The 5156-nt window shown below is 52.8% G+C and carries 5 protein-coding genes; 4 read left to right on the top strand and 1 reads right to left on the bottom strand.

The features are described 5' to 3' along the window. The 3 genes from NZM04_10370 to NZM04_10360 form a co-directional block, all read left to right on the top strand. A partial coding sequence (locus tag NZM04_10370) for a site-2 protease family protein (protein ID MCS7064419.1) occupies positions 1-922 on the top strand: 922 nt, incomplete at its 5' end. 3 nt (positions 923-925) lie between these two features. Further along, positions 926-1408 carry a hypothetical protein gene (locus tag NZM04_10365; protein MCS7064418.1) on the top strand — a complete coding sequence of 161 codons (483 nt, stop codon included), beginning with the start codon at positions 926-928 and terminating at the stop codon, positions 1406-1408. 25 nt (positions 1409-1433) lie between these two features. After that, a complete protein-coding gene (locus tag NZM04_10360; protein ID MCS7064417.1) occupies positions 1434-2501 on the top strand; it encodes an HAD hydrolase-like protein in 1068 nt (355 codons plus the stop codon). Positions 2502-2556: 55 nt separating this feature from the next. On the opposite strand, the gene NZM04_10355 is transcribed toward NZM04_10360, so the two are convergent. Then, complete coding sequence (locus tag NZM04_10355; protein ID MCS7064416.1) at positions 2557-4047, bottom strand: excinuclease ABC subunit UvrC; 1491 nt, start codon at positions 4045-4047, stop codon at positions 2557-2559. Between the two features lie 273 nt (positions 4048-4320). On the opposite strand from NZM04_10355, the gene NZM04_10350 reads away from it, so the two are divergent. Continuing rightward, positions 4321-5156 (top strand): SBBP repeat-containing protein (locus NZM04_10350; GenBank protein MCS7064415.1); only part of this gene is annotated, 836 nt, incomplete at its 3' end.

Here is a 5156-nt window from a genome sequence, read left to right as displayed (position 1 = left end):
CGAAAACGAAACGCTCACGATCGATCTTTTACGGCAAGGACAACCGCTTACCTTGCAAGTCACGCCTGAGCGTCACAGCACTCAATTTTGGGAGCGGCGCGGCCTTCGCTACATCGGGATTTCTCCCGCGATCAGCTTGATTATTTATGAGGTGAAACCTGGCACCCTCGCCGCAGAGCTGGGCTTACAGCCAGGCGATTGGCTTATCGGCTTGGATCATACGAGCCCGCCATTGAGCGTTCCGGAGCTTATCGATCGCTTCAAAAAAATCAAAAACGAAAATCGCCCCTTTCACCTTACCTTTCGTCGTGGAGATTCCACGTTTTTTGACCACGTTATTCAGCCTGACGCTCTTAATCCTGATGATCCTGCGCCCTTGGGGATACTTTGGAATTTTGGAGGTCGCGTCACGCTGGATCACACCGATCCGATTACCCAAATTCGTCTTAGCATTGAAAGCATGGTCAACACGATCGGCGCGCTTATCTCGCCGCGCTCTGAGATCAATCTTCAACACATGTCTGGCCCCGTCGGCATCCTCAACATCTACCATCGCCTGTTCCAATCCGAGGATGGCTGGCGTCTGGCGATCTGGTTTTCTGTCATTCTCAACGTCAATCTAGCCCTTCTCAATCTCATTCCGCTGCCGGTGCTGGACGGCGGCCACATCCTCATGGCGTTGATTGAAAAAATGATACGCCGCAGCCTTCCCTACTCCTTGTTGGAGAAAATTACAACGGCTTGCGCCATCGTGCTCATCGCTTTCATGCTCTACGTCACCTTTTATGACATCCAAGATCTTCCGTTCATGCCCAAATCTCAACCTCCTGCTGTAACGGAGAAAATCGTCACGCCAGCTCCAGAAGCCGCTTCGGAGCCGGCTCCAGAGCCTTCCTCTCCTGCGGCTGAGCCACAGCGATAAGTCATGAGGAAACTGATTCGTCGTCTTCGTGCTCGTCCTTTCATTGCGTTATATCTTCTTGCGACTCCTGTGCTTGGAGTGCTGGGGTTGCTCTTCAGTCCAAGCAAGGAAGTTTATCCTTTCTTTTCGTGGTTTCTTTTTGCCCTCACGCCTGGGCCTCAGACGGTCTATTCTCTGGAAATTTTAGAGTCGCGACATGAGCCGCTGCCTTCCCCGCTAGCATATACGGAGGCTGCTGGATGGGTTCCCACGCCGCATGCCATTGCGGTGCGGGAACTGACCCGCCGCTTGGCGCTCGCTGTCAAAAACGGCGATGCCGAAACCGCCGCTCGTGCGCGCCGTATTCTTGAACGGCATCACCTTTATCCCGGCTCGGTCTATGCCGTAGTAGAGTCGTTCCGAGATCCTTTGGTCGAATGGCGCGAAGGCAAGCGCACGGCTTCAGAGCGAATTGCTGTATTTCGATCAGAAACCTCCATACATTAGTTTATTCTAAAAAAAATTAATATATATGAACATTTCGCGCATACGAAATATCATCCTAGATTGGTCGGGCACGCTCGTTAATGATTTTCCTCCTGTGCTTGAGGCTACGAACGAAATTTTTCGGCAATACAATAAGCCTCCTATGTCGGAGGAAGAGTTTCGTGAAAAATTCTTCCTTCCGTTTCCTGAGTTTTACAAGCGTTACTTACCTGAGGCAACGATGGTGCAGCTTGATCATTATTATCACAGTGCTTTTAAGCTGCTTCAGGAAAACATTCCGCTTCTTGAGCATGCGCGGTCTTTTCTCGATTTTTGCCAGGCACGCGGCTATCGTCTTTTTTTGCTCTCGACGATTCATGCGGAACATTGGGAGGTGCAATCTGCGCGGCTGAATGTGCGGCATTATTTCACGCAGGCTTACGTTCAGGCGATTGATAAACGGAAGACGATCTTGCATTTGCTGGCGGAGCATGATCTTGACCCGGCTGAGACGATGTTTGTCGGGGATATGGTGCATGATATTGAGACGGCGCATCATGGGGGTGTGCTTTCTTGCGCGGTTCTTACGGGCTACGATTCATTGGAGAAATTAAAGAAAGCGGAGCCGCATTTTATATTTCGGCATCTTGGGCATTTGCAGGATTTCTTGATGCGCCATGCGGAAGAGGTGACGCCGTCCTATGCTCCGACGGCGACGGTGGGGGCGTTGGTTTTTGATGAGGCGGGTGATGTTTTAATGATTCGCACTTATAAGTGGTCTCATAAGTGGGGGATTCCTGGAGGAAAAATAAGAACGCACGAGAAGGCGGAAGAGGCTTTGAAGCGAGAGGTGCTGGAGGAGACGGGGCTTTCGATTGGTGATATTCGTTTTGTGCTTTATCAGGATTGCATTTGCTCTACGGAATTTTATAAGCCGGCGCATTTTGTGCTTTTGAATTACACAGCGCGTGTTGCGGGGCGGCAGCCGTCGGTGCAGTTGAATGAAGAAGCGGATCAGTATGTCTGGGTGGCTCCTGGTGAGGCGTATTCGCTAGACTTAAATACGCCTACGCGGATTCTTCTGGATTATGTGTTGTCGCAAAAGAGGTTTTGAGGCTGATTTTTCGGGTTTTGGCGGGGCTTGGAGTTAGAAGGCTGGCTGTAAAAGGTTATACGTTGTTGCTCTTGAGGGATTGGAGGTATTGGTGGAGGGTCTCTGCGAGGGCGCGGCCGATGCCGGGGACGGTTGCGATTTCTTCAACGGAAGCAGTTTTGAGTCGCTCGATGGAGCCGAAGTGAGCGAGGAGGCGAGTGCGTCGTGTGAGGGAGATGCCGGGGCAGTCGTCGAGGATGCTTTCTTTAATGCGGCGGTTGAGGAGGAGTTGGTGGTAGGTGTTGGCGACGCGGTGGGCTTCGTCGCGGATGCGTTGGAGCATGCGGAGGGCGCCGGAGTGTGGATCTAGGCGAAGGGGCTCGGGTTGGTCAGGGAGGTGGATGGTTTCTTCTTCTTTGGCGAGGCCGATGATGGGGATGTGGTGGAGGCCGAGGGCGTGGAGCTCGGCTCGGGCGGCGTTGAGTTGGCCTTTGCCGCCGTCGACGATGATGAGGGCCGGGAGTTTTTCGCTGAGGCGGATGAGGCGGGTGTAGCGGCGGCGGACGACTTCGGCGATGCAGGCGAAGTCGTCTTGGCCTTCGACGGTGCGGATGCGGTAGCGGCGGTAGGCGGAGGGGTTGGGTTTTCCGTTACGGAAGGAGACCATGGAGGCGACTTTGTGGAGGTCGGAGATGTTGGAGATGTCGAAGCATTCCATGAGGTGGGGGGGAGCGGGTAGGTGAAGGGTGTGGGCGAGGTCTTCGAGGTCGCGGGCGGGGTCGATGGCGACGACGAATTGTTTGACGAAGCGGCGCTGCGGGGTGGTGGTGCGCTCGAGGTCTTGGAGGAGGTCGCGGAGTTGGGCGGCTTTTTCGAATTGCATTTCGGCGGCGGCTTTTTCCATTTCGACGCGGAGGCGGGCACGCATTTCTTGGGTGTGGCCTTCGAGGAAGTCGCAGGCTTGCTGGACGCGCATTTTGTAGGCTTCGGGGGAGATTTTGCCGATGCATGGGGCGGAGCAGTTTTTGATGACGTGGTCGAGGCAGTGGCGGTAGTCGGCTTCGGTGGGGGTGGCGGGATGGCAGGAGCGCAGGCCGAAGAGTTTTTTCATGAGGTTGAGGGTGGAGCGGAGGGCGCTGGAGTGGGGAAAGGGGCCGAAGTAGCGGCAGCCGTCGTCGCGGCGGAGGCGGGTGAGTTGGAAGCGGGGGAAGGGGTCGGCGAGGTTGACGCGGACGAGGAGGAAACGTTTATCGTCGCGGAAACTGATGTTGTAGCGGGGACGGAATTGTTTGATGAGTTTGCCTTCGAGGAGGAGGGCTTCTGGCTCGGAGCGGACGGTGTGGAATTCGAGGTCGTGGATGGCTTCGATGAGGGCGCGGGTTTTGAGGTCAGCTGTGGCACGGCGGGAGGAGTGGAAGTATTGGTGGACGCGTTTGTAGAGGTCGCGGGCTTTGCCGACGTAGATGACGCGGTGGAAACGATCTTTGAAGAGGTAGATGCCTGGGCGGTGGGGGAGGAGGGAGAGTTTTTCTTTGAGGTGTGGGGGTAGTTTTTGATCCCCGTTCATAGCGAAAGTATATAGGGTTGAGATAGAGGTTCAAACTAGAGTTGAAGTTGGCAAGAGTGTCACGATTTATAGGAGACAATGGGGGTCTTAGTGTATGCAGAAAATAACCGCTAACGTCATTTTGTTCACAGAAAAATATAGAAAAATTTATCATTTTTCTATTGACAATGGCGCGTGTGGCGTGGTAGTTGTATTCTCGTAAACCTTAATTAAAAACTATGAGAAAGCAAAATTCAAAATTCTGAAATCAATCTGAAGGTAAGAAAATCAGCGATGTTATTTGGGACGGCTTTGGTGCTGAGCATGACAATGGGAGTGAATGCAGTGGCAAGCAATTTTCAGGTTCCGCGTCCAGTGGATCCTAATATAAGCCAAGGGCCGGGGAATCCACCGACTCTGCAACTGGATTATTGTCGGGCGACATATATCAGCTCCGTGCCGTGGGAGAATGTGGTGGCGGTTGAGTTGGACAAAGACGGAAACGTATTAGTGGTGGGGCGGGGAGGAAATTTGGGGACATCTGGAACTTATATGCCTGAGCCGGTGGATATCGGGAGCTATTTTGTAATGAAATTATCGCCTGATCTCAAGCGGCGTCTATGGACAACGTATTTTGCGACTTCTAGCGGCAAAACCTTTATCCGAGCTATAGCTACAGACAGCAGTAGTGACGTGTATATTGGAGGGGTGACATTATTGAATGGGAAGGACTACACGGGAGGGTTTGTGGCGAAATTATCTGGACAGACGGGTAATTTATTATGGGGCTCGCCCAATCCGACATATGGAAGCGATTATTTGGGCTCGAGTGTGAATGATATCGCCGTAGATAAGAATAATCGGATCTACGTGACGGGTCGTAAGCCTGGCAATATTCCAGCATTTACTAGTGCTGATCCTCAGAAACCTGTTTATCCGAACTCGGTAGCCTACGTAGATATTTATAACTCTGATGGCTCTAAGATTGTGGATTCGAGTGCACAAGGTGGGATAGTGATTGGCAATGTGAATGCTAGCCCATGCACGAATTGCTCAAGTGGGACAACGGAGACCCATACTGAGGGCTATCGGCTTGAGGTGGGAGACGACGGGGCTGTGCATCTTTTGGG

The organism is Candidatus Methylacidiphilales bacterium, from assembly GCA_025056655.1.
In the GTDB taxonomy this organism is placed as follows: Bacteria; Verrucomicrobiota; Verrucomicrobiia; order Methylacidiphilales; family JANWVL01; genus JANWVL01.
This window is presented reverse-complemented; position numbering and strand designations above follow the sequence as displayed.

Bases quoted from the DNA above. Each gene is read 5' to 3' on its own strand.
- NZM04_10365 (MCS7064418.1), top strand. From the start codon at position 926: ATGAGGAAACTGATTCGTCGTCTTCGTGCTCGTCCTTTCATTGCGTTA.
- NZM04_10360 (MCS7064417.1), top strand. From the start codon at position 1,434: ATGAACATTTCGCGCATACGAAATATCATCCTAGATTGGTCGGGCACG.
- NZM04_10355 (MCS7064416.1), bottom strand. From the start codon at position 4,047: ATGAACGGGGATCAAAAACTACCCCCACACCTCAAAGAAAAACTCTCC.